The sequence below is a fragment of the Lactobacillus sp. Sy-1 genome, assembly GCF_019303535.1.
In the GTDB taxonomy this organism is placed as follows: domain Bacteria; phylum Bacillota; class Bacilli; order Lactobacillales; family Lactobacillaceae; genus Nicoliella.
In genome coordinates this window covers 142,397-164,089 of sequence record NZ_JACCIU010000002.1, presented here as the reverse complement: position 1 = coordinate 164,089, position 21,693 = coordinate 142,397, and the positions used below count along the sequence as shown (strand labels likewise).

The 21,693-nt window shown below is 40.5% G+C and carries 21 protein-coding genes; 6 read left to right on the top strand and 15 right to left on the bottom strand.

The genetic code is table 11. From position 1 onward, the window contains the following. Nucleotides 1-78 precede the first annotated feature (78 nt). From HZL42_RS07485 to HZL42_RS09085, 4 genes are all read right to left on the bottom strand, one after another. Complete coding sequence (locus tag HZL42_RS07485) at nucleotides 79-807, bottom strand: amino acid ABC transporter ATP-binding protein (protein WP_219283033.1); 729 nt, start codon at nucleotides 805-807, stop codon at nucleotides 79-81. After that, nucleotides 804-2,243: an amino acid ABC transporter substrate-binding protein/permease gene (locus HZL42_RS07480; RefSeq protein WP_219283032.1), complete on the bottom strand. Its 1,440-nt coding sequence runs from the start codon at nucleotides 2,241-2,243 to the stop codon at nucleotides 804-806. Before HZL42_RS07480 ends, HZL42_RS07485 begins: the two co-directional genes overlap by 4 nt. Before the next feature lie 241 nt (nucleotides 2,244-2,484). Then, nucleotides 2,485-3,654 (bottom strand): aminotransferase class I/II-fold pyridoxal phosphate-dependent enzyme, encoded by a 1,170-nt coding sequence (locus HZL42_RS07475; protein WP_219283031.1) that lies wholly within the window; start codon nucleotides 3,652-3,654, stop codon nucleotides 2,485-2,487. 86 nt (nucleotides 3,655-3,740) lie between these two features. Next, a complete protein-coding gene (locus HZL42_RS09085) occupies nucleotides 3,741-4,259 on the bottom strand; it encodes a TetR family transcriptional regulator (RefSeq protein WP_219283030.1) in 519 nt (172 codons plus the stop codon). Nucleotides 4,260-4,455: 196 nt separating this feature from the next. Between HZL42_RS09085 and HZL42_RS07465 the strand changes: the two genes are divergently transcribed. The 4 genes from HZL42_RS07465 to lepA all read left to right on the top strand — a co-directional run bounded on the left by HZL42_RS07465 (nucleotide 4,456) and on the right by lepA (nucleotide 11,176). Then, the gene (locus HZL42_RS07465; protein WP_370629304.1) at nucleotides 4,456-6,714 is read left to right on the top strand and encodes an MMPL family transporter; all 2,259 of its coding nucleotides are present in this window, start codon (nucleotides 4,456-4,458) and stop codon (nucleotides 6,712-6,714) included. Nucleotides 6,715-6,833: 119 nt separating this feature from the next. Then, on the top strand, nucleotides 6,834-7,487 hold the full coding sequence (locus HZL42_RS07460) for a YoaK family protein (protein ID WP_219283028.1): 654 nt from the start codon (nucleotides 6,834-6,836) through the stop codon (nucleotides 7,485-7,487). A gap of 369 nt (nucleotides 7,488-7,856) precedes the next feature. Next, entirely contained in the window at nucleotides 7,857-9,089 is a 1,233-nt protein-coding gene (gene glyA, locus HZL42_RS07455) for a serine hydroxymethyltransferase (RefSeq protein ID WP_219283027.1), read from the top strand. A 293-nt stretch (nucleotides 9,090-9,382) separates the two neighbouring features. After that, nucleotides 9,383-11,176 (top strand): translation elongation factor 4, encoded by a 1,794-nt coding sequence (lepA, locus tag HZL42_RS07450; RefSeq protein WP_219283026.1) that lies wholly within the window; start codon nucleotides 9,383-9,385, stop codon nucleotides 11,174-11,176. 51 nt (nucleotides 11,177-11,227) lie between these two features. Here lepA and HZL42_RS07445 read toward each other — a convergent pair whose 3' ends face one another. The 3 genes from HZL42_RS07445 to HZL42_RS07435 all read right to left on the bottom strand — a co-directional run bounded on the left by HZL42_RS07445 (nucleotide 11,228) and on the right by HZL42_RS07435 (nucleotide 13,127). Continuing rightward, nucleotides 11,228-12,265, bottom strand: coding sequence for a zinc-binding dehydrogenase (locus HZL42_RS07445; protein ID WP_219283025.1), 1,038 nt, complete (start codon nucleotides 12,263-12,265; stop codon nucleotides 11,228-11,230). A 97-nt stretch (nucleotides 12,266-12,362) separates the two neighbouring features. Beyond that, nucleotides 12,363-12,629, bottom strand: coding sequence for a hypothetical protein (locus HZL42_RS07440; RefSeq protein ID WP_219283024.1), 267 nt, complete (start codon nucleotides 12,627-12,629; stop codon nucleotides 12,363-12,365). Nucleotides 12,630-12,650: 21 nt separating this feature from the next. Then, on the bottom strand, nucleotides 12,651-13,127 hold the full coding sequence (locus HZL42_RS07435; protein ID WP_219283023.1) for a hypothetical protein: 477 nt from the start codon (nucleotides 13,125-13,127) through the stop codon (nucleotides 12,651-12,653). 154 nt (nucleotides 13,128-13,281) lie between these two features. Here HZL42_RS07435 and HZL42_RS07430 point away from each other — a divergent pair, with 154 nt between their 5' ends. Beyond that, entirely contained in the window at nucleotides 13,282-13,815 is a 534-nt protein-coding gene (locus HZL42_RS07430; protein WP_219283022.1) for an NAD(P)H-dependent oxidoreductase, read from the top strand. Nucleotides 13,816-13,867: 52 nt separating this feature from the next. Here the strand turns inward: HZL42_RS07430 and HZL42_RS07425 are convergent, their stop codons facing one another. The 4 genes from HZL42_RS07425 to HZL42_RS07410 all read right to left on the bottom strand — a co-directional run bounded on the left by HZL42_RS07425 (nucleotide 13,868) and on the right by HZL42_RS07410 (nucleotide 16,723). Beyond that, nucleotides 13,868-15,139 (bottom strand): FAD-binding oxidoreductase, encoded by a 1,272-nt coding sequence (locus tag HZL42_RS07425; protein ID WP_219283021.1) that lies wholly within the window; start codon nucleotides 15,137-15,139, stop codon nucleotides 13,868-13,870. Then, nucleotides 15,129-15,902 carry an FAD:protein FMN transferase gene (locus HZL42_RS07420; RefSeq protein ID WP_219283020.1) on the bottom strand — a complete coding sequence of 258 codons (774 nt, stop codon included), beginning with the start codon at nucleotides 15,900-15,902 and terminating at the stop codon, nucleotides 15,129-15,131. The genes HZL42_RS07425 and HZL42_RS07420 overlap by 11 nt, the downstream gene beginning before the upstream one ends. 3 nt (nucleotides 15,903-15,905) lie before the next feature. After that, nucleotides 15,906-16,391 carry an FMN-binding protein gene (locus HZL42_RS07415; protein WP_219283019.1) on the bottom strand — a complete coding sequence of 162 codons (486 nt, stop codon included), beginning with the start codon at nucleotides 16,389-16,391 and terminating at the stop codon, nucleotides 15,906-15,908. A gap of 176 nt (nucleotides 16,392-16,567) precedes the next feature. Then, nucleotides 16,568-16,723 (bottom strand): hypothetical protein, encoded by a 156-nt coding sequence (locus HZL42_RS07410; RefSeq protein WP_219283018.1) that lies wholly within the window; start codon nucleotides 16,721-16,723, stop codon nucleotides 16,568-16,570. A gap of 357 nt (nucleotides 16,724-17,080) precedes the next feature. Between HZL42_RS07410 and HZL42_RS07405 the strand changes: the two genes are divergently transcribed. Beyond that, complete coding sequence (locus HZL42_RS07405) at nucleotides 17,081-18,250, top strand: aminotransferase class I/II-fold pyridoxal phosphate-dependent enzyme (protein WP_219283017.1); 1,170 nt, start codon at nucleotides 17,081-17,083, stop codon at nucleotides 18,248-18,250. 61 nt (nucleotides 18,251-18,311) lie between these two features. Here the strand turns inward: HZL42_RS07405 and HZL42_RS07400 are convergent, their stop codons facing one another. Genes HZL42_RS07400 through HZL42_RS07385 form a run of 4 tightly spaced genes read right to left on the bottom strand, consistent with a single transcriptional unit; the run spans nucleotide 18,312 to nucleotide 21,683 of the window. Continuing rightward, nucleotides 18,312-19,301 (bottom strand): nitronate monooxygenase, encoded by a 990-nt coding sequence (locus HZL42_RS07400; RefSeq protein ID WP_219283016.1) that lies wholly within the window; start codon nucleotides 19,299-19,301, stop codon nucleotides 18,312-18,314. A gap of 38 nt (nucleotides 19,302-19,339) precedes the next feature. Beyond that, nucleotides 19,340-20,014 carry a hypothetical protein gene (locus HZL42_RS07395; protein WP_219283015.1) on the bottom strand — a complete coding sequence of 225 codons (675 nt, stop codon included), beginning with the start codon at nucleotides 20,012-20,014 and terminating at the stop codon, nucleotides 19,340-19,342. Between the two features lie 30 nt (nucleotides 20,015-20,044). Beyond that, the gene (locus tag HZL42_RS07390) at nucleotides 20,045-21,334 is read right to left on the bottom strand and encodes an NRAMP family divalent metal transporter (RefSeq protein ID WP_370629306.1); all 1,290 of its coding nucleotides are present in this window, start codon (nucleotides 21,332-21,334) and stop codon (nucleotides 20,045-20,047) included. A 43-nt stretch (nucleotides 21,335-21,377) separates the two neighbouring features. Further along, a complete protein-coding gene (locus HZL42_RS07385; RefSeq protein ID WP_219283014.1) occupies nucleotides 21,378-21,683 on the bottom strand; it encodes a metal-sulfur cluster assembly factor in 306 nt (101 codons plus the stop codon). Nucleotides 21,684-21,693: the final 10 nt, after the last annotated feature.

Here is a 21,693-nt window from a genome sequence, read left to right as displayed (position 1 = left end):
AAAATCATTAGAGTGGGGTAAGTAGCAAAAAAGGTGAAAAAATAACCATTCCCCAATTGGGAATGGTTATTTAATATCCTATAAAACTTTTTCTAGGAATGATTGTAGCCGTGGATTCTTTGGATGTTCAAAGATGTCTTCAGGAGTTCCTGATTCCAAAATCTTCCCTTCATCAACGAAGACCACTCGGTCAGCAACTTCACGAGCAAAACCCATTTCGTGAGTTACAACCACCATCGTCATTCCGTCCTTAGCCAAACGCTTCATTACCTGAAGCACATCGCCGACCATTTCTGGATCCAGCGCACTGGTTGGTTCATCAAACAGCATGATGTCAGGATTCATTGCCAATGCGCGCGCAATGGCAATCCGTTGTTTTTGCCCACCGGAAAGCGATTGCACCTTGGCGTCGAATTTTTGGGACAGGTTAACGATCTTCAATAGTTCCTGTGCCTGCTTAACGGCTTCCGCTTTATTTTCCTTCTTTAATTCAACCGGTGCTAACATGATGTTGTCACCAACTGAAAGGTTATTAAAGAGGTTAAAGTGTTGGAACACCATCCCGATGTTTTCACGAACCTTGTTAATATCGGTCTTTGGATCGGCGATATCTTTACCATCAATTACCACTGAACCAGAAGTTGGTTCTTCCAACTTATTCAAGGTTCTTAATAGCGTACTCTTCCCAGATCCTGATGGCCCGATAATTACGACCACTTCATTTTTTTGAACTTGGAAGTCAACGTTCTTTAAAACGTGGTTGCTCCCGTAGTTCTTAACTAGGTTTTTAACGTCTACTTTAATCATAATCTAGTTCTCCTTTCACCCCATTTAGATAACCAGGTCAACAGCGTGATCACGATTAAGTAAATCAAAGCAACAATTGTCCAGACCTTAAATCCTTCAAGGTTTCTTGCGATAATAATTTTCCCAGTTTGGGTTAATTCTAGAATTCCAATGATTGAGAGAATCGAAGTATCCTTCAAAGTAATAATAAATTGGTTAATGAATGATGGAATAATCAACTTAATTCCTTGTGGCAGAATCACCTTAAACATTGACTTGGAGAATGGCAATCCTAAACTCCGGGCAGCTTCCATCTGACCACTGTCAACGGAATTAATCCCCCCACGAACGAAGGCCGCAATATAAGCCCCTTCATTGAACATTAGGGTGACGACCCCGGCGATGAACGCTGGAATCTTAGTTCCGGTTAACGTTGGAATTCCCGTGTAGATGAACAGCGCCAACACTAGCAATGGCAATCCACGGAAGATGTAGATAATGGTACTAGATAATCCTTGGAAAAACTTGTAAGGAAGGACCCCAAGTAATCCAACAATAACCCCGAATAGGGTTGCAAAGAAGATGGAAACGATACTTAACCAAAGGGTTTGAAGGAATCCATTCCATAAGAAGCCCTTGTTTTGCTTTAGAATCCCCCAGAATGTGTGATCGCTAGAACCAGCGTTAGTTCCCTTACTTTCAAGGTAGTGGTCAACAATCTTCTTGTATTCACCATTCTTTTGGAGGTTAGCAAGTCCCTTGTTGAACTTAGCAAGCAATACTTTATTTTTCCCCTTGTCAACGGCAAATCCGTAGGAACCACTATCAGCAGGCTTTGTAACGATTGCAAGCTTGGTTCCCTGCTTGATACTGTACTTCATAACTGGTTCGTCTTCGAAACAGGCAGCGGAGTTCCCAGTTAACACGTCTTGATACATATTGCTGGAGTCATCAAAAGTAACTACTTTGAATCCGTACTTATTCTTGATGCTGTTGGCATACGCCGCACCTGAGGTCCCGGTCTTAACGGCAACTTTCTTGCCCCGCAGTTGGTTGAGGTCCTTAACGCTGCCGCCTTGCTTAACGGCCATTACAACCCCAGATTTATAGTATGGCTTAGAGAAATCAAAGGTTTGAGCCCGTTCGGGAGTAATATTCATCCCGGCAATCACACCATCAATTTGTCCAGACTGAGTTGCTTGAACCGCAGCATTAAATCCAATCGGCTTAATGTTAACCTTAAAGCCCTGATCCTTAGCAATTGCTTTCATCAAATCAATGTCGATTCCGACATATTTATTTTGATTATTCGCAAATTCAAATGGAGGGAAAGTAACATCTGTCCCAATTTGATAGGTCTTTTCAGCATGGGCGGTTTGGGTGGAAAACCCGGCCCCGATTAACAACGCAAACAGCGCTATTACCATTGCATTAAAGAACACCTTTAATTTTTTCATGACGATATCTCCTTCGCGTAACCGAAGCTACACATTTTTAATTTATGACTTATATTTTATCAGCTTTTTTAAGATTTGTATACGTTTGATGTAAGATGACCTCACACTAAAACCCAGAATTAGCGTTTTTTAATCGCTTTCATTCCTTATTTAATAGCATTTTAACAATTAACTAATTTTTTGTAATTAATTTAAAAAAGTAACCATTTTGTATTGTTAACTAAAATGGTTACTCGTGATATCACTCATGATTTTTAACAAATTCTTGAATCCGTTTAACGGCTTCCTTAAGACTCTCTGTACTTGCTGCATAACTAATTCTAAAGCTATTTTCGCCCCCAGGACCAAACCCGACTCCAGGGACTACCCCTACGTGAGCTTCATTAGCTAGGTCAATACAGAACTTCATACTATCGTTTTTGTATGATTCTGGTAGAGAAGCAAAAATGTAAAACGCTCCTTCAGGTTTAGGGCTATCTAAACCAACTGCTTTCAACCCACTTGCAACTAGGTCTCGACGTTCTTCGTATACTTTTTTCATTGGTTGAGCATCATTTCGACCATTATTCAGTGCCTCAACTGCTGCATATTGAGCATTGGTAGTAATAGAAAAGCTAGCAAACATGTGCATTTTAAAGATTTCAGATAAAATTGCGGGTTTAGCAAATACCAATCCCACTCTCCATCCAGTCATGGCATGTGATTTAGATAGACCATTATAAGTAATCGTTTGGTCTGGAAGAAGTCTAGCAAACGAGAAGTGATTATGGTCGTAAGTTAATTCGCTATAAATTTCATCACTAATTACTAATACATCATAGTCTTTGATTACATCAGCTAGCGCCCTTAACTCGGCTTCATTATAGGTAACCCCAGTTGGGTTACTAGGATAGTTTAGCACCAGTGCCTTAACGCTATCGCCATGTTCATCTAAAACTTGCTTTAATTTATTTGGATCTAATTTAAAGCCATTATCTGATGTATCAATAAACACGGGTTTCCCACCTGGAACAGTTACTGACCCCTCATAAACCGGAAAACCAGGAGTAGGGATAATTACCTCATCCCCTGGATCGATAATTGCTAGGAAGGTACAAAGCAATGCTTCACTTACTCCTGCAGTCGCTAGAACCTCAGTTTTAGGGTCATAATCCAACCCGTATTTATCATGAACGTAACTAGTAGCTGCTTCACGTAATTCCGGAATTCCTTGGGGATCAGTATAATGACTTTCATTGCGTCTGATTGCCTGAACCGCGGCTTCTTTAATATGTTCAGGGGTATTAAAATCTGGCTCCCCCAGCGTTAGTGGGATCAAATCCTTAATCCCTGCAACTTGTGAATTAAAACTCGAAATTACATCTGGTTGAATCTTATTAGCATTCTTACTAATCAACTGTTTTAAGTCCATTATGGATAGCCTCTCAATCTAATCAATAAACATTTTCTAATTATTCTAACATTGAGTTTTAATAAAGACAAACAAATCGTCGTACACTAATTATCAATAATTGGAAATTGGTGGGTTTCAAAAATATGATCAAGGAATTCATAATCAGAGAACATGTTGTAGCGGCTCCCATTCAACCGATTCCAAGTCATGATTGCTGAGATTTTACCCATTGCCCAGATATTATCAGCATCGTTGTTTCCTTGAACAAAGATTTCCTCAAAACTGGATGAAAAGATTTGCATGAATTTTTTATCGCCACTTTGTAATTTAAATATTTGTTTATGGGACTCATTGTATCCATATTGTTCATGGAAAATATGAAACGGTTGTTTGCTAAACCTAATCCGATCAACTCCGGTAATTGAATTATTCAGGGTGAACAAAATGAAACGATGCAATAAATCATATTTATCCTCAAAGTGATGATAGAAAGTATTTCTATGGACCAATGCATTCTGAGCAATTTGATTAACCGTAATTTCTGAAAATAAATCTTGCTCTAACATGTTATTAAGGGCCTGAAAAATAATTAAATCGGTCCGTTTTTTTCTAAAATCAGCCATTTTATTTGTACAATTTTTCCCTTCTGTTGATTTTTTGTGCACTATCACTAAATTGTCTATTCACAGCAATTTTAACATAATTTATACTAATTTTAATTAAAAAATAAGGAAGAGGGAAATCATTCAAATGAATAATCCACTTAGAAGGCTAGGCCAATGGTCTTACCGCAATAAATTTAAATCGCTCTTGATATGGGTGTTAATTTTAATTACTTTTATTATCAGCATCAGTCAACTAGGGACTCACTATAACCAAAATTTTACAATTAAGGGGCTCCCGTCAACTGATGTTCAATCCACCCTAAAAAAAGAATTCCATCAGGATTCCGACGCTGGAACAATGAAGGTGGTCATTAAGAACAACCAACAAAACGGGGTTAATCAAAAACAGCTAAAAAGCCAGATCAATGCTGCAATTCAAAAGTTAAGGACTCAATCGGGAATCAAAAGTGTTCAAGATCCGTACAGTAATCAACTGGTAAGCAAGGACCAGTCCACCACTTACGTATCCGTTACGTTCGAAAAAAGCGCAAAACTAGTTAGCCAATCTCAAATTAAGGCCGTGGAAAAAGAATTCAAAGCGGTTCGTGATCACGCCCAAACTAAGGTTGCCTATGATGGAACCGTCCAGATCACCCCCTTTGAAATTGGTGGAACCTCTGAAATCATTGGAATTGTGATTGCATTTATTCTGTTATTAATTCTATTCAGATCGTTCATTACCGCCGGATTACCAATTATTAGCGCTATCGTTGGCCTTCTTTCTGGGGTCCTACTAGTTTCGATTGGAACTTCCTTTTTCACAATTGTTAACGTTGCCCAGACACTAGCCACAATGCTAAGCCTTGCGGTCGGAATCGACTATGCGTTGTTTATTGTGCATCGGTATCGAGATGAATTACAAACTCACTCACCTGAGTCTGCATTAGGCATTGCGCTAGCAACCGCTGGTAGCTCGGTCCTTTTTGCGGGAGTAACCGTAATCATTGCCGTTTCCGGATTAAGTATCATTGGGATGGATTTCCTTACTCAAATGGGGTTGGCAGCCGCAATTGCAGTTGCTTTTGCCATCTTATCCGCGCTAACCTTTCTCCCCGCAGTAATTGCACTACTAAGTAAATTTATTAAACCCGCCCAAAATAATGTGAAAACTACCGTAAATAATCCTGGCGTTTTAATTCAGTCAATCGTTAACCATCCAATAATGGCTTCCTTAATCAGCATTATCGTCCTAGTTGGAATGGCCCTGCCAGTTAAGAACATGCGGTTAGGAATGCCATATAACGGGTCCCTGCCTGCAGACAATACTCAAAGGCAAGCATATGACATCCTTTCTGATCAATTTGGTGAGGGAATTAACGCTCCGCTAATTGGGGTCATTAAATTAAACCAAAATCAATCAAAAACTGAACAACAACGCACCATTAAGCAAATCACTAACCAGGTTAAGCAAATGAACGGGGCCAAAGAAATTGTTCCGGTGATTAATCGAAAGGCAGTTGCTGAGATGAAGCAACCAGGATACCAAGCTAAATTAAAGGCGCAAATTACACAAGAAGTGCAGGCGAAGGTGCAAGCTGCCGCAAAAAAAGACCCTACCATTGCCATCAACCAACAAAAACAGCAATTACTAGCTAAGCAGTACGGTAACGCGCTTAAAAAGCAAGCCCAAGCAAATGCTGCTAAAAAAGCGATTTCATCAATTCCAGCTCAGATTAGCAGTAACCACAAATATGCAATGTTCATTTTGATTCCTAAAAGAGGGGCGGAGGCGGTTCAAACTGAACGGTTAACCCATCGAATCAATAGTTATTCTAAATCGATTCAAAAAACGAAGGGGACTAAAATTATCTTAACCGGTAATAATGCAATTAACATTGATACGACTAACAAGTTGAACGGTGCTACCCCCATATTTGCCGGAATTGTCATCGTGCTTGCGTTTGTGCTACTCATGTTCATGTTTAAGTCATTCCTAATTCCACTCGTGGCAATGCTTGGTTTCGGCCTTTCGCTTCTGGCTTCATTTGGGCTCACCACGTTGACAATTCAAGAAGGAATGTTCAAATCCCTTCTAGGAATTAGTAAGGGGGCGCCAATTCTATCATTTCTGCCAGTGATCTTCATTGGAATCCTATTCGGTTTAGCAATGGATTACGAAGTCTTTATGGTTTCTAGAACCCGCGAGGAATACCTTAAGACTGGTGATAATAACCATGCCATTACGGTCGGCCTCAAGAGTAGTGGACCCGTAATCGTCACCGCAGCATTAATTATGATTGCTGTGTTTGGTAGTTTTGCCCTTTCTGATAACGTAACGATTAAGTCACTCGGTCTATCTTTAGCATTCGGAATCTTTTTTGATGCATTCTTGGTTCGCCTAATTATCGTTCCATCAATGATCAAACTATTTGGTAAAGCCAACTGGATTTTCCCCGGCCAAGGTAAAAAATAATTAATAATGTGAAAAAGATGTTTACAGCTATGTAAACATCTTTTTTGATGAAGTTTAATCAATTTGCAACAATTAATATGATAAAATATTAGTAACAAAACTAAAGAAAGTAGAGTCAAATGAAACTAAAAAATAGCTTTGAAACACCGTTAATTGCCGCCCTATTGGCTGCCATCAGTGGTAGCATTGATGCATACGCCTACATCGAACACGGCGGGGTATTCGCAGGCCTTCAGACTGGTAACCTAATCCTCCTAAGTATTAACCTAAGTGAGTTTAACTTCTTCCCCATTTTACGCTTATGCTTTTCCATCTTCCTATTTGCATTCGGCGTGATTATTGTAAAAATCATCCAACGTCGCTTTCGAGTGGAAGTTGATCGAAAAAAATTAATTATTAAATATGAACTGGCATTGTTAATCATCACTGGCCTCACTGCTTCATGGGTCCCCAACCTAATTACAATTGGCTTTTTAGATATGGCCGCTGCCGCCCATCTTCAGGAGTTTAAATTTCTTCGTGGCAATGCCTTTAACCCACTAATGATGACTGGAAACCTTAGTAAGGCTTCTAATAACCTCTATATGACGCTGCTAGACCATGATCAAAAAGCCAAACGATTGTTTTTAGACACCTGTATGGTAATCTTTAGTTTCGTTTGTGGTGCGATTATAATGGGATTCATTACCCAAATTGTGGATCAATTTGCAATTCTGGTTACGATTTTACCATTAATTTTAATTTTAATTATCGTTAGATTTTACAAGCCGTAAACGCTTTAATTTCGGCAATTAGGCTGATGTTATAAAATATAACGTTCGGATTTTGATGGCTAATAATCACTATTTTTATTAAATTTATGTTTGACATCCGGATTTTTTTAGATTATTCTAAATGCAACTTGAAAGTAGTAATCCAATCCGCTTAGTTCAGCGAACATTCAATCAGGTGAAATGGAATGTCATAGCGATGGGTGAAGGCAGTCAAGTATAAACTTGAATAGTAATCGATATCTTAATGCGCATTAAGACTCAGAGGTATCAAGTGTGAACTTGGTATAAAAATAAGGTGGAACAGTGTTAAAGACGCCCTTGTACAAAAGTACAAGGACGTCTTTTTTGTCTAATTTAGGAGGAATAGTTATGTTTGATTTTTCAGCTCAAGATCCAGAAATTTGGAACGCCATTCAAAAAGAAAATAACCGCCAAGACAATGTGATTGAACTAATCGCTTCAGAAAACATTGCCTCAAAAGCAGTCCGTGCCGCACAAGGTTCGATTTTGACCAATAAGTATGCCGTTGGATACCCAGGTAAGCGGGTCTATACTGGAAACGAAGCCATTGATATTGTTGACAAAGTAGCTAAGCAGCGGGCTCAAAAGCTATTCCATGCGGAATACGCTAACGTCAATCCCCATTCAGGCACCCAGGCTAATCAAGCGGTATATGCTGCCCTTTTAAAACCAGGTGACAAGATCTTAGCAATGAGCGAACATGCTGGTGGTCACTTCACCCATGGACAAAAACATAATTTTTCAGGACAACTATATGAATCACACTTCTACGGTGTTGATCCAAAAACGGAATTACTTAACTACGCTGAAATTGAACGGATTGCTAAGGAAGTCCACCCTAAGTTAATCATTGCTGGAGCATCAGCATACAGTCATATTATCGACTGGCAGCAGTTCAGAAGAATTGCAGATGAAGTTGATGCCTACCTAATGGTTGATATGGCCCACATCGCTGGACTAGTTGCTGCGGGAGTTCATCCCAACCCAGTTGAAGTTGCCGACGTAGTGACATCAACTACCCATAAGACCCTGCGTGGTCCCAGGGGAGGATTGATTCTGGCCAAGGCTAAGTATGCAGACGAACTAGACAACGCCGTTTTTCCTATTTCACAAAGCGGATCACTAGAACACGTAATTGCAGCTAAGGCAATTGCATTTCAAGAAGCCCTTCAACCAGAATTCAGAGAATATGCCAAACAGATTATTAAAAATGCCCAAGCAATGGCAGCCGTCTTTAATGATAGTAAACTAATTCGACTGGTTTCCAATGGGACAGAAAATCACGAAATGACCTTGGATTTAAACGCTAGCCACATGACTGGTGAACAGGCAGCCGATCTACTATACTCGGTCGGCATTGCTACTAATAAGGAATTGCTCCCATTAGAAAATGGTAATACAATGGAAGGAATCAGAATTGGAACCCCTACAATTACTAGTCGGCACTTCAATGAAGCCGAGTCTGCACAGGTTGCTAAAATTATCGTTAGCGTATTAGAAAATCCAAATGACGAACAAACCTTACAACAAGCTAAACAACAAGTTCAAGAATTAGTTCAAAGCCATCCAGTAGACCGGTAAAAAAAGGCATCCATATATATGGATGCCTTTTCATTATATCTATTTTCTTCGCAATTTAAGTTTACCACTAACTTTTAGTAAATAACAGCTTTTTTTAAGCGCATCATTTAAGCTAATTATAGTAGTAAAGCATCCTTCAATATGATAATATTTAATAACAAAAGTTACTATATTAATGAGGTGAAATCATGAACGTAATTATGTTAGTTGGTTTGTCATTCTAATCGAATGGCAAACTAAATCAGCTGCCATTCTAAATCCTGGTTACTAATCGAATAGAATGGAGTTAAACTATGAAACAATCAAACATTAGAAACTTTTCAATCATTGCGCATATCGACCACGGGAAATCGACCCTCGCTGATCGAATCATGGAACTCACTAAAACAGTTGATGCTCGAAATAGCAAGGCCCAGTTACTGGATGATATGCAAGTCGAACAAGCCCACGGCGTAACTGTTAAGTCTAGGACCGTTCGTAATCACTACCGGGCCGATAATGGTCAAGACTATGAATTTAATTTCATTGATACCCCCGGGCACGTTGATTTTAACTATGAGGTGGCAAAAAGCCTTGCTGCTAGTGATGGCGTTATCTTATTAGTAGATGCCACCCAGGGAATTCAAGCTCAAACGGTTGCTAACTATCGCTTAGCAGTGGAAGCAGGGTTAACCATTTTACCCGTTATCAATAAGGTCGACAGTCCAAACGCACAAATTGAGCTTACCACTAACCAATTACTGGATTTAGACGCTAATTTTAATCCTGAAATGATTCTTAAAATATCAGCTAAAACTGGCCAGGGCGTCCATGAAGTCCTAGAAGCCATTGTGAACTTCCTGCCTGCTCCACAGGGTGATGTTAAAAATCCCCTAAAGGCATTAGTGTTCGATTCAGAATACGATAGCTTTAAAGGAGTCATTGCATCCGTTAGAATCGTTGACGGTGTGGTCAATGCGGGCGATAATTTAACCTTAATGGCTGACTCAGCCGCCTTTAATGCCAAGGAAGTCGGGATCTTTACCCCCGCCCAATTATCAACTAAGCAACTGGGGGCTGGCGATGTTGGTTACATCGTAACCGGAATTAAAGATCCGCATTTAGTGCGGATTGGCGATACCATCACCAGCCAAGCAAATCCTACTAAGGAGCCCCTCCCTGGCTATGAACCCGCCAAACCAATGGTGTACGCTGGAATTTATCCACAGGGCGATTACACCGAAATGAAGGATGCTTTAAATAAATTGGCATTAAACGACTCCTCATTACAGTTAGTCCCAGAAGTTTCAGATGCATTGGGACCTGGTTTTAGAGGAGGGTTCCTGGGTATTTTTCACCTACAAATTATTCGCGAACGGCTTCGGGATGAATTTGGGGTTGAGGTGTTAACCACTGCACCCAATGTTACCTATCGTGTTCACCTAAAGGATGTAGAACAACCCATCCTGGTGGATAATCCGATTCAATTTCCAGATTTTGAAGACATCGAAATGGTGGAAGAACCAATGGTCGATGCTCTCATCACTACTAATGAGGGTGAATTGAATGCGGTAATGAAATTAGCCGATCAACACAAGGGCGTTTTTATCGACATGGGAAATCAAGGCTCGCTAGTGGAACTGACCTATCGGATGCCACTATCTGAAATCGCATACGACTTCTTTAATAAACTAAAGTCGGTTTCTCACGGATATGCATCACTAAGCACCACCCTATCTGGATATGAAATTGCGGACGTGGTTCGCGTTGACGTTCAAATTAACTACGCCCGCGTTGACGCCCTTACGTTTCTAACCCACCGGGTCGATGCCCCGGAACAAACTAAGCAATTAGTGCATAAGTTAAAATATACAATTCCACGCCGGCTGTACCCAATGCCCGCCCAAGCGGTGGTCGAGGGCCGTGTAATTGCGCGGGTTGATATCCCGCCACTCCGTAAAAACGCCGCTGTCAATGGTAATAAGTATAGTGTTTCTAAAAAACAAGCTCTATTAAGACGGCAAAGTATTAACAAACGTCAGGCTGCACAGAGTGATATCGAGCTTCCCCAGTCAGTTTTTAATAGCATCTTAGATTTAAATAATTAAACCAAAAAAGCGAATGCCAATGGCATTCGCTTTTAATATTGGAGTTATAAATTAATCGGTAGTAACAACCGACTTAATTGCCTTCCGGTCGGCCATTGCCTTATAAGCAGCATCAACATCATCAATGTTAAAGCTATCGGTAAAGACCTTTCCAGGATTAATTTCACCATCTAAAACCGCCTTTAACAAGATGCCCTTATCGTAGGTAGTAACTGAAGCAATCCCACCTGATAGGGCGATGTTCTTACCAAACGCTAATGGGAATTCAACGTTTCCATGTGGCAAGCCGACCCGTCCAACATGGGCTCCTGGCCGTGCAACCTTTAATGCAGTGTTAGTTGATAGCTCACTTCCCACACATTCGAGAACGGCATCCGCACCAGCGTTATTAGTAAGTTCCATTACCTTAGCCACTGCTTCGTCACCACGTTCAGCAATGACATCGGTAGCACCAAATTCCTTGGCAAGTGCTTGCCGATCCGCATGGCGACTCATCGCAATAATCCGCTTAGCACCGAGTAGTTGAGCGGAGATAACTCCACAGAGGCCAACCGCACCGTCACCAACAACTACGACGGTATCACCCTTTTGAACGTTCGCCGTCTTAGCAGCATGGAAACCAGTTGCCATAACATCAGATAGCGCCAAGAATGAATTAAGCATTCCTTGACTGTAATCTTCTGGCTTACCAGGAACCTTTACAAGAGCCCAGTTAGCGTGTTGGAACCGCACGTATTCAGATTGGTATCCCTTACTAATGTTATCAGAATGGTTTTGACAATTGCCGTCAAAGCCAGCCCGACAGGCAGCACAATGACCACAACCGTGGGTGAATGGCGCAATTACAAAATCACCTGGTTTTACAGTGGTAATGGCCTTCCCTACTGATTCAACCACTCCGATAGCTTCGTGACCACCGTTAATTGAATTGGGTTCCTTATTATCTAGTCCCCGGTATGCCCAGAGATCAGAACCACAAACACACGCTTGCACAACGTGTAAGATGACGTCGTCGTCCTTTTCAATTTCTGGTTTAGCAACGTCCTTAACTTCTACTTTACCAGCCTTTACAAAACGAGTTTGTCTCATAACTTTAGCACATCCTTAATTAGAGTTAGTAAATAATATGCTTACAGAATATAAGTTATTTCGTTAAGTGTCAACCATGTTGAACCATCCAAACAGCTTAACAACGGTCTTTGAAGCGCACTATAAGGTTGTCGATAATCGTTAAATCCGCGGGCGATTGAACCGTTTTGCGATAGTTTTTTAACGCTAGTTTTAGCAATGTAAAATCAGTCCCAAAAGAATTCAGCCGTCCCGTTTGCAACAAGCGCGTACTTAGTTGCTCTAATTCACTCCGTCCCCGTTGATTATCAGTAGCCATGGTTGATTTAAATGCACGGCACGCCGCACTTAAGACGTGCGCCTCTGCAATTGAAAATTCGATCATTATATCTCCCCTAATTTATGACTAAGAAAGTTCGTCAAAAACATGCTTCTTACGTTTATCGCTTACAAAATATTGAATGATTTTAATGCCAATAAACACGATCAACAAGCTGGTAATCAGTAAAATCCACCAGTTATCGCCATAGTTATAAATTTCAAGTAACTCTTCGGTAGCCACAATTCCGTTTAATACCCCCGCTAGTGATACGTACACCCAGGCGGTGGCAACGTTGAGCTTGCGGTAAACTTTATTAAAATCAACGGATTGGTTTAAAGCGTACTTTGAAATCTGCCGAACCCGTCTGCGTTCAATTAACACCTTCAGTGGCGGCAATAACCATAGCAAACTACTAATCATTCGGTTGCGTTTTTTGCCGGAGGAGTGGGCGTTCTTTAACATATCACTTCCTTCAGTGACATCTAATAACCCTTGATAGAGTGGAAATACAAATAATAGCCAGTCACCAAAGAATCCTAACCACGCAATAAAAATCTTCATCTTGACCTTCATCCCTTATCTAGTTAATTAATTACTAGCATAGCAGGATTTATCGCATAATAAAATAATTACAGTGCTTTTGAGTTGCACTCCCCCCAGCTAACCATGTTTTAATAGAGTGGAAGGATTAAATTAAATAAGGAGCTGGATCAAAATGAAAACACTAATTTTACTATTTCACCCGAACATAACAGAATCACGTGTTAACAAACGTTTAATTGATGAACTTAAAAAACAAGACGTCCCCAATGTAACCGTTCGGGATGAATATTCCGTATACCCAGATGGAAAAATTGACGTTGGTTACGAACAAAAGCTAGTTGAAGAAAACGACCGCATTATTTTTCAATTTCCACTTTACTGGTATAGTTCACCAAGCCTACTAAAGAAGTGGGAAGACCGAGTGCTTTTGTACGGTTGGGCGTATGGTACCGACGGAGACGTGCTAGCCAACAAGCAACTATCCCTCGCTATTTCAGCAGGTTCTCCGGATGAAAGCTACCACCCGTATGGGGCCTTTGGTCAAACAATGGATGCAATTATTGCCCCATTCATGGCCACTAGTCGCTTTGTCGGTGCTGAATTCGCCAAACCATTTATTACAACGGGGGTTACGAACGGATTAGACGATACCCAACTAGCCAAACGAGCCGCACAATACGTTCAATACATCAAAGCTGAACAATAATTAATGAAGAGGGACCCGCCGCCGAATTAATCGGCAACATGGTCCTTTTTGACTACCATGAAAACCGTTCATAGTAAATTTGGGAGCGTTTAATTCCCATTTGTTTTAGGTTTTTAATCCACTGGGTTCCCATTTTATCTGGGCCACTAATCAATACAACTGTCTTTTTAGTATCCTTCGGTAAGGATTTTGCAACCTGTTCATTATTAAACCGGCCAACTTGTTGGAACGCATGGAAATTTCTCCGTTGTTGCCATTTTTCAAATTTTTCTGGATATAGTAAGTTATCCTGTTTACTAGCGTTATAAAAAACGGTCGTCTTTAAATTGGGATTCCCATCTACGATCGAAAGGAGTGGAACGATCCCAATCCCACCAGCAATAACGATCAGGTCATCAGGATTATTTTCATTAATCACCGATTGATACATTCCAAAACCACCATTGACCGCTACCTTAGAGTTAACCGGAATTTTAGCTAGGTCCTGCGTAAAATCACCATCACCACGGACTGCAATCACCAATTCTCGCTTATCATCGGGAGCGTTAACGATTGAAAATGGATGCGGTTCCTTCATAAACCGGATTTCTGGGAATGAAACGAATATAAAATCACCTGGATAGATATTAACTGGTTTCTTCATTTTAATCGTTAACTGTCTAACGTTAGGCTTAATTTCTTGGTTATCAATTAAAGAAGCCGATATCCATTTTTTATGGATAAACGTAAATCCATACGCCCCGAAGACGAACATTGATGCCCCAACGAATAGGACTGTAAATGGTAGAATCGAGCGAATGTATGGGATTAACATTACATGGATAAATACCAGTCCCGTTGCCACCACGTTCAAGCGGTGCAATAGAATCGATACCTCATGTTTAAAAACATGTTCTAACGACCTTTTAATCCACAGTAAAACTGGAACGCGGCTAGTTAACCAGCCCGCCATAAATACCATCGAGTAGATTGCTAACCCAATAAAGAGGTAAAGGGCCCAGTCTCCAGTTAGCTTAATCAATCCCCCTGATTGGAGGTTGCTTTTATGCAGGTAGGCTAAAACAATTGCTGCCAGACTAACAATCCCATGAATCATATAGGCGTTTGGCAATCCAATCAGACGATCAATCCACTTTGGACGGGTCGAAATATACATTGCAAGTAACATCCACGAATATGCAATGGTTCCAAATAAAATCATGGTTTTATCTGGATTATACAGGGCTGGTAGCCCAGCGCTTAACGTCTGGACAAACGGAAATGGCACTAAAAAAATTGCCACCAGCCAAGCCAAGCCTAAAAGATACCGATTATTATTCAACATTAGTTATCATTCCCCCACTAAAGTAACTCAACTGATGATTTTGATTCACAAAGCAACCGGTTAACTTATTGGCCTGAATCAAGCGCCGAAATTCAGCTTCACCTGCCGCCAGTCCAGCGGTTGCCCAAATATCTGATTTAGTTAGTGAACTAGAATAGGTAGTGACCTGCAATAAATCAGGCGCGCCGTTAACTCGAATGTGTTCGCCGCGCTTACTGTACCCAGAAGTTGCCATCCCCCCATTTTGAAGTTGGTAACTAGCCACCAGTTGGTTCGTGGCTTTAGGATCTTCAATTCCAATCGTCCACTTGAAGTCGCCAGTACCGGCAAATTGAAGGTCCCCGCCGCCGTTAAAACACACCCCGTCGATTTCAGGATGCTTCATTAACGGTAGTAGCTCGGTTTGGAATAAGCGCTTAATTGCCCATCCCTTCACATACCCTAACGGATCGTAAAGGTCGTTATCATCAAATGGGTCAAAGTACCCGTTTGTAATCGCTTTGGCTTTTAAGCAGGCGTCATAGACCTGTTTAAATTCAGCATCCCGCTTCAATAGGTCATCATCACCATTTCGAAAATCATTCACTAACGAACCTTCTAAATAGGTCGAATACCGTTTATTAACAACTTCCAGTCCCGCTTGCACCGGTTGAATTAATTGTTGAAGCAATTGTTTGACTAACTGATCATCATGACCAGCAATGCTAATCGTAAATGGAATCGTCATCGACTCAATTACAACTGATTTAATATTGGTTTTCATTAATTATTTCTCCGCTTGAGTAATTGCATCCTGTAATGAACCAGTGAAGCCCTTGTAAGTTTCAGTAGCTCCTGAAACCTGATTTATTTTAGCGCTTTGCTTTGCCAATGCTTCCTTCGTGTAAACTGGAAGGGCTTGTTCATTAATGTAGTCTGACTTTCCACCCTCGGGATGCTTTAATACGGTGACCTTACTAATTTTATTATTAGTAACTTCCATCTTAACTTGAACATCCCCATATTCAGTCCCGGTGGCTGCCCCGGTATACGTCCCATTTTTCAATCGGCTAGTGCTATTTGAACTGCTACTGCTGGAGCTACTACTCCCACCATTATTTTTGCCACTGGCACTACTTTGGTTTACCACTTGAGACTGGCCATTGGTAGGCGCCGTTTCATCCTTTTTATCAAAAAACACCGTGTATCCCTCAATCATAATCGCCAATAAAACTGCGATTGATATTAATAAAACGCTTATTTTTTTAATCAATATAGACAACTCCCCATTAATAATTACTTAATATTGGAGATTATAACCAATCTTTTTTAACTATTAATAAAAAAAGGTATAACTTTTACGTAAAAAGCGAACCAATTATTCAAAAAGGTTCGCTTAACTTATCATTAATATTTTCAATTTTGATGTTAATGGGCTGGTTAAGAGATTTAATTTAAATCTAGGGGATAATCATTCCAGTCAGAAAAAGAACCGGTTTTGAATTCCGTCATTTTACCAGTTGCCAGATCTAACAATAACCATAAATCGTCTTCCATTTGATCTTTTTGACTAATAATGTGCCTTATAAATTTAAAAAATTTCATCATTGTAACCCCCTGTTTCCTCGAACTACTTTACAGATTCAATGTGATATTTCATAACACTAACAACGTAGGAATAATTATACACATAAGATTAAGTTCAGTCCACTTTTTATCATTATTTTATAATCAAAAAACACTTAACACACGATTAAATCCTTTCATACAGATAAATATTCTTTGCTTTTTCTAATTAATTTTTAATTTATTTCTATAAAGCTATTGCATAATAATTTTTTAAGTGTAATATGTTGCATATATATTAATTTGCTTTATGGAAAAATTAATTAAATTAGTAAAAAATTCTTTATCATTTGTAATTAAATATAACATGGACATTGAATCAACGAGGTGAATAACATGGATTTATCAAAAATTATCAGCTCCAAAATTATGAATATCGAACCTGAAGGCATTTCCACTTTTAGTAGTGAAATTGCTAACATCCCCGATTTAATTAAACTGACAGTTGGGGAACCAGATTTAAAAACCCCACAACACATTAAAGATGCTGCCATTAATGCCATCAATGGTGACCAGACCCACTACACCGATCCGGTCGGATCAATTGAAGTTCGTAATGCTGCCGCTAACTTTGTTAACAAAAAGTATGGATTGAACTATGACCCCAAAACTGAAGTAGTCAATACGATTGGGGTTAGTGAGGCGATTTTGGACGTCTACTTAGCTTTGCTTAATCCCAGAGATGAAATCCTCATTCCCGCTCCAGCATTCCCGGTTTATGCAGGAGCAGTTCAAGTTGCTGGCGGTAAGGTCGTTTTTATCGATACCTCTAATGATGGGTTTAAACTAACCGCTAATCGCCTAGCCGATACCTTAAAAGAACATCCCCATGCAAAGGGGTTAATTCTAACCTGTCCCAATAATCCGACTGGAACCGTCTACTCCGAATCTGAACTAAAGGCAATTGCGGAGGTGATTAAAAAATACGACACCATCGTAATCAGTGATGAAATTTATAGTGAAATCACGTATGGTGGCCAACACCATTCATTTGCAAACTACCTTCGGAATCAGACCATTGTTTTCAATGGTCTATCTAAGTCCCACGCAATGACAGGCTGGCGTTTCGGGGTTATCTTTGCTCCGGCTCCAATCATGAAGGAACTGAAAAAAGTCCACGTATTCAACACGTACAATGTATCATCATTCATCCAAGCTGCTGCTATCGAGGCATTTACAAACGGAATTAATGATGCCGTCGAAATGCGTGATATTTATCAAAAGCGCCGCGATATTGTAATCAATGGGTTAGCTGAAGCTGGCATTCATGTCGTTAACCCTGGCGGTGCATTCTACATTTTCGCTAAGGTTCCGGAAAACTACCCTGGTAATAGCGTCGACTTCTGTTTGGCACTTGCTAAGCAAGCCCACGTTGGCGTCGTTCCCGGCTCTGCATTTGGCCCCGGTGGCGAAGGCTTCTTTAGAATCAGTTATGCCGCCAGCACTGAAAATCTAAGCGAATCGATGAAACGCATCAAAAGTTTTTTAACGGTTAAGGAACCCTAATAAAACCAGAAAAGGATCACTCCGAATTGAGAGTGATCCTTTTCATTTGCGGTTAGTTAGACTAAGCATTTGCCAACATAACCATATTACAATATTCACCAAACGTTTCGACAACTTCACTAATCGTCATTTCATGGTCAATACTATCGATATGGGTGTTAACCGAAACGATTCCTCCGTCGATATCACCGTCAAGCATCCCGGTCTTCATTCCATTAATCTTCTTAATTTCGGCGTTAACATCAATTGGACTATTAACATCAGCGTAAATCTCATGTAATGCAATTGCCTTTGCAGTATTAATTGACCGAATCTTAGCTGAAACGTTGACCATATCCCCAGCCTTAGAACGAATAATTAGTTGCTTAGCGCTACTAGCTAAAGGAGATTCCTTGGTAACAATGAACATCGTTCCAACAAATAAACCAGCAACATGGTACGATTCCAGCGCCCGAATATCTTCAACGGTGTTAATTCCACCGGCAGCAAATAGTGGGACGTGGACCTGTTCGATTATCTTGGCAACCACATCTGCGGTCGTTAACCGATGTTCAGGAAAAACCCCGCCCGCTTCCGAACCAGTAGCGACTAAAATATCAGCTCCGTTTCGTTCAGCTTCAACCATGTTATCAACCGTAGGGGTTAATGGTCGGTGAATAATGACGCCGCCATGGTCTTTAATCCTTTGGAAAACGTTTTGGTTCGGCGCCCCAACGGTTACGAAATAATGGACCCCTTCATCGAAGGCCACTGATAACATTCGTTCAATGTAATCGCTAATCTCATCCGTGTTATCATGCATCACAATGTTAATGGCGAAAGAATGCTTTGTCATCTGCTTTACTTTCTCTATTTCAATCCGCATTTTATTCGCTGCATCTATCGGATCGCTAGCTTTTTGATTTTGACCGGCGTTGGCCCCTAACACGCCTAAGCCACCAGCGTTGGAAACCCGACTAACAAAATCGGCGTTGGTAATCCAAGACATTGGTCCCTGGATAATTGGATACTTGATGTTCAAAATCTTAGTTGCTTTGCTTTGTCCGTTCATAACAATTCATCTCCCATTCCCATGATTGCTAACGAGGGTTAATCTTGATTGCTCCTAATGGCGTTATAAACGTCGTCGTCATCCTTAAATTGATATGCAAGGGTGGTTAACCGTTCGTTTCCTAAACTACTAGTTGCGTTTTTAATTCTTTGGGTAAACACATTGCGAACCCACTTTTCATCACGCCCGTCCTCAGTTGCTTCATTCATGTACTTGTCTCCCTTTGTGAAGTAAGTCGTGAAATAATCAACTGCTGATCCATCGCCAGTTCCATCTAATAAATCAGTATCAAATTGCTCGGAACTTAACTTAACCCGTGATAAGTAGTACCAGTAATCACCGTTATCAAAGAATCCGTGGACGTGCTTTGCCATGTTAACCGCACTTTCCTGTTCGTTCATCCCAAGATCATGGCCGTACCAATCCCTTAAATAATGGGTTAACGTGGAGTTCCGCTCTACTTCATTTAAAGTCACACTATCATTATCGAAAAAGTGATTCGCAATTTCAGTTTGTTTAGCGGCCTTGTCCTTCGGCGCCATTTCTTCTAATTCTGACGGTGAATAATATTCGCTTAAGTCAACTGCCCGGATGGCAGCTAAATGGGCTACCTGAAATAATCGATTCTTAAAGCCGGCTTGCTTTAATTCACTAATTCCGTAACTTCTAACGTTTTCTAACGGATTAATGAATACATTTTCTGTAATTTTCATATTAAATCTTCCCTTACTTTTAGTTTATTTTTAGAACACCCCAAGTGCGGGACCGATCATGTAGACGCCAAATGCCATTACCACTAGTGAGAAGCTAATTACCGTGTACTTGTAAAGGCCCTTCATCCGAAACTGCTTTGGCAGGGCCTTTGCTTCTAGCAACAATAGGAACCCTAGCACGATTGGAATCATCAATGCGTTTACAACTTCGACGGTAATTGCAATTGAAACAAGGTTTCTGTTAAGCAATACTAGGACGGCACTAAAAATCAATACAATTGCGTACATACTATAAAAACCAACGTTAGAACGGTTAAGCCGTTCGTTCAAACTGTGCTTCCAGTTAAGGACTTCCGTCATTCCCCAAGTTCCAGCTAGCACTACAACAATCGCTGCAACTAGGGCGCCCCCTAGGATACTGGAGCCAAGGATTGCCTTAGCAGCACCTGAGCCAATGTATGCGGAAAGTGAGTTCACTAGGTCCCCAACCGTTTCTTCAGTTGCTTTAGCGTGGTCTCGAAATACAGTGGCAGCAAAAAGGGCCACGAACCCAATCATAATTCCCTGGGTAATGAAGGTGCCCACTAGGGTATCAGTCTGTTCCTTCTTAATCATGCTAGGCTTTAGATCCTTATCAACGACGGCACTTTGTTGGTAGAAAATCATCCATGGCATAATTACTGAACCAACGTTAGCAGCAATTAGATAAACATAAGATGAATCATGAAGTGGTACCGATTGAATTCCTTCAATAATTGAATTCATGTTTGGGTGCACCATAAAGATTCCGATGATGAAGGTGAGTTCGAAAATCCCAAATAAAATTCCAATTTTTTCAACCCGCCGGTAACTTCCCATAAATGCAATCATAATTAGCATAATGGTACTAAATGGGACGGTGAGCCACTTAGAAATTCCAAATAATTCACCAACTCCGGCAATTCCAATGAACTCAGTTATCAAAGCCCCAATTGTCGATATCATCAATGTAATTGAAGATATGTATGCCCATTTTTTACCGAAGTACTCACGGATCAATTCGCCGTGCCCCTTCTTGGTAACAATTCCAAGTCGAACTGTAATTTCTTGAACCATGAATAGAATTGGGATTAGGAGGATTTGCGGTAAAACCATCGAATACCCAAAACTTGCTCCGGATTGGGCCGCTGTAATCAAACAACCCGCATCGGTGTCAGCCAGCATCACAATTAATCCTGGGCCCACCACCATCATCCATTTCTTGGCCTTGGAACCCCAACTCTTAAATTTACTATTCATCACGACTTGATCTTCAATCGCTTCATCTGAAACCATATTCACCTTCATTGCTACCACTTCCTCTCAAATTAAATCATTATTGTTGCTAATGAATTCCTAGTTGCATTCGTGCTTCACGTGACATATTATCGATTGACCATGCCGGATTCCAAATTAAGTTTACCTTTACGTCGTTAATTTCCGGGAAACCAATTAGTTGTTCCTTAATTTGATCAAAAAGATAGTCACTTAATGGACACCCCATAATCGTTAACGTCATCGTAACCGTACAGTGATGTTCTTCATCAACATCGATTCGATAAATCAACCCTAAGTTCACAATATCAATGTATAGTTCTGGGTCAATCACGTTTTCTAGCGCATCAGTATACTTATTCTTTTCAATTTCCATTTTAATTCCC

Bases quoted from the DNA above. Each gene is read 5' to 3' on its own strand.
- HZL42_RS07485 (WP_219283033.1), bottom strand. From the start codon at position 807: ATGATTAAAGTAGACGTTAAAAACCTAGTTAAGAACTACGGGAGCAAC.
- HZL42_RS07480 (WP_219283032.1), bottom strand. From the start codon at position 2,243: ATGAAAAAATTAAAGGTGTTCTTTAATGCAATGGTAATAGCGCTGTTT.
- HZL42_RS07475 (WP_219283031.1), bottom strand. From the start codon at position 3,654: ATGGACTTAAAACAGTTGATTAGTAAGAATGCTAATAAGATTCAACCA.
- HZL42_RS09085 (WP_219283030.1), bottom strand. From the start codon at position 4,259: ATGGCTGATTTTAGAAAAAAACGGACCGATTTAATTATTTTTCAGGCC.
- HZL42_RS07460 (WP_219283028.1), top strand. From the start codon at position 6,834: ATGAAACTAAAAAATAGCTTTGAAACACCGTTAATTGCCGCCCTATTG.
- glyA (WP_219283027.1), top strand. From the start codon at position 7,857: ATGTTTGATTTTTCAGCTCAAGATCCAGAAATTTGGAACGCCATTCAA.
- lepA (WP_219283026.1), top strand. From the start codon at position 9,383: ATGAAACAATCAAACATTAGAAACTTTTCAATCATTGCGCATATCGAC.
- HZL42_RS07445 (WP_219283025.1), bottom strand. From the start codon at position 12,265: ATGAGACAAACTCGTTTTGTAAAGGCTGGTAAAGTAGAAGTTAAGGAC.
- HZL42_RS07440 (WP_219283024.1), bottom strand. From the start codon at position 12,629: ATGATCGAATTTTCAATTGCAGAGGCGCACGTCTTAAGTGCGGCGTGC.
- HZL42_RS07435 (WP_219283023.1), bottom strand. From the start codon at position 13,127: ATGAAGATTTTTATTGCGTGGTTAGGATTCTTTGGTGACTGGCTATTA.
- HZL42_RS07430 (WP_219283022.1), top strand. From the start codon at position 13,282: ATGAAAACACTAATTTTACTATTTCACCCGAACATAACAGAATCACGT.
- HZL42_RS07425 (WP_219283021.1), bottom strand. From the start codon at position 15,139: ATGTTGAATAATAATCGGTATCTTTTAGGCTTGGCTTGGCTGGTGGCA.
- HZL42_RS07420 (WP_219283020.1), bottom strand. From the start codon at position 15,902: ATGAAAACCAATATTAAATCAGTTGTAATTGAGTCGATGACGATTCCA.
- HZL42_RS07410 (WP_219283018.1), bottom strand. From the start codon at position 16,723: ATGAAATTTTTTAAATTTATAAGGCACATTATTAGTCAAAAAGATCAA.
- HZL42_RS07405 (WP_219283017.1), top strand. From the start codon at position 17,081: ATGGATTTATCAAAAATTATCAGCTCCAAAATTATGAATATCGAACCT.
- HZL42_RS07400 (WP_219283016.1), bottom strand. From the start codon at position 19,301: ATGAACGGACAAAGCAAAGCAACTAAGATTTTGAACATCAAGTATCCA.
- HZL42_RS07395 (WP_219283015.1), bottom strand. From the start codon at position 20,014: ATGAAAATTACAGAAAATGTATTCATTAATCCGTTAGAAAACGTTAGA.
- HZL42_RS07385 (WP_219283014.1), bottom strand. From the start codon at position 21,683: ATGGAAATTGAAAAGAATAAGTATACTGATGCGCTAGAAAACGTGATT.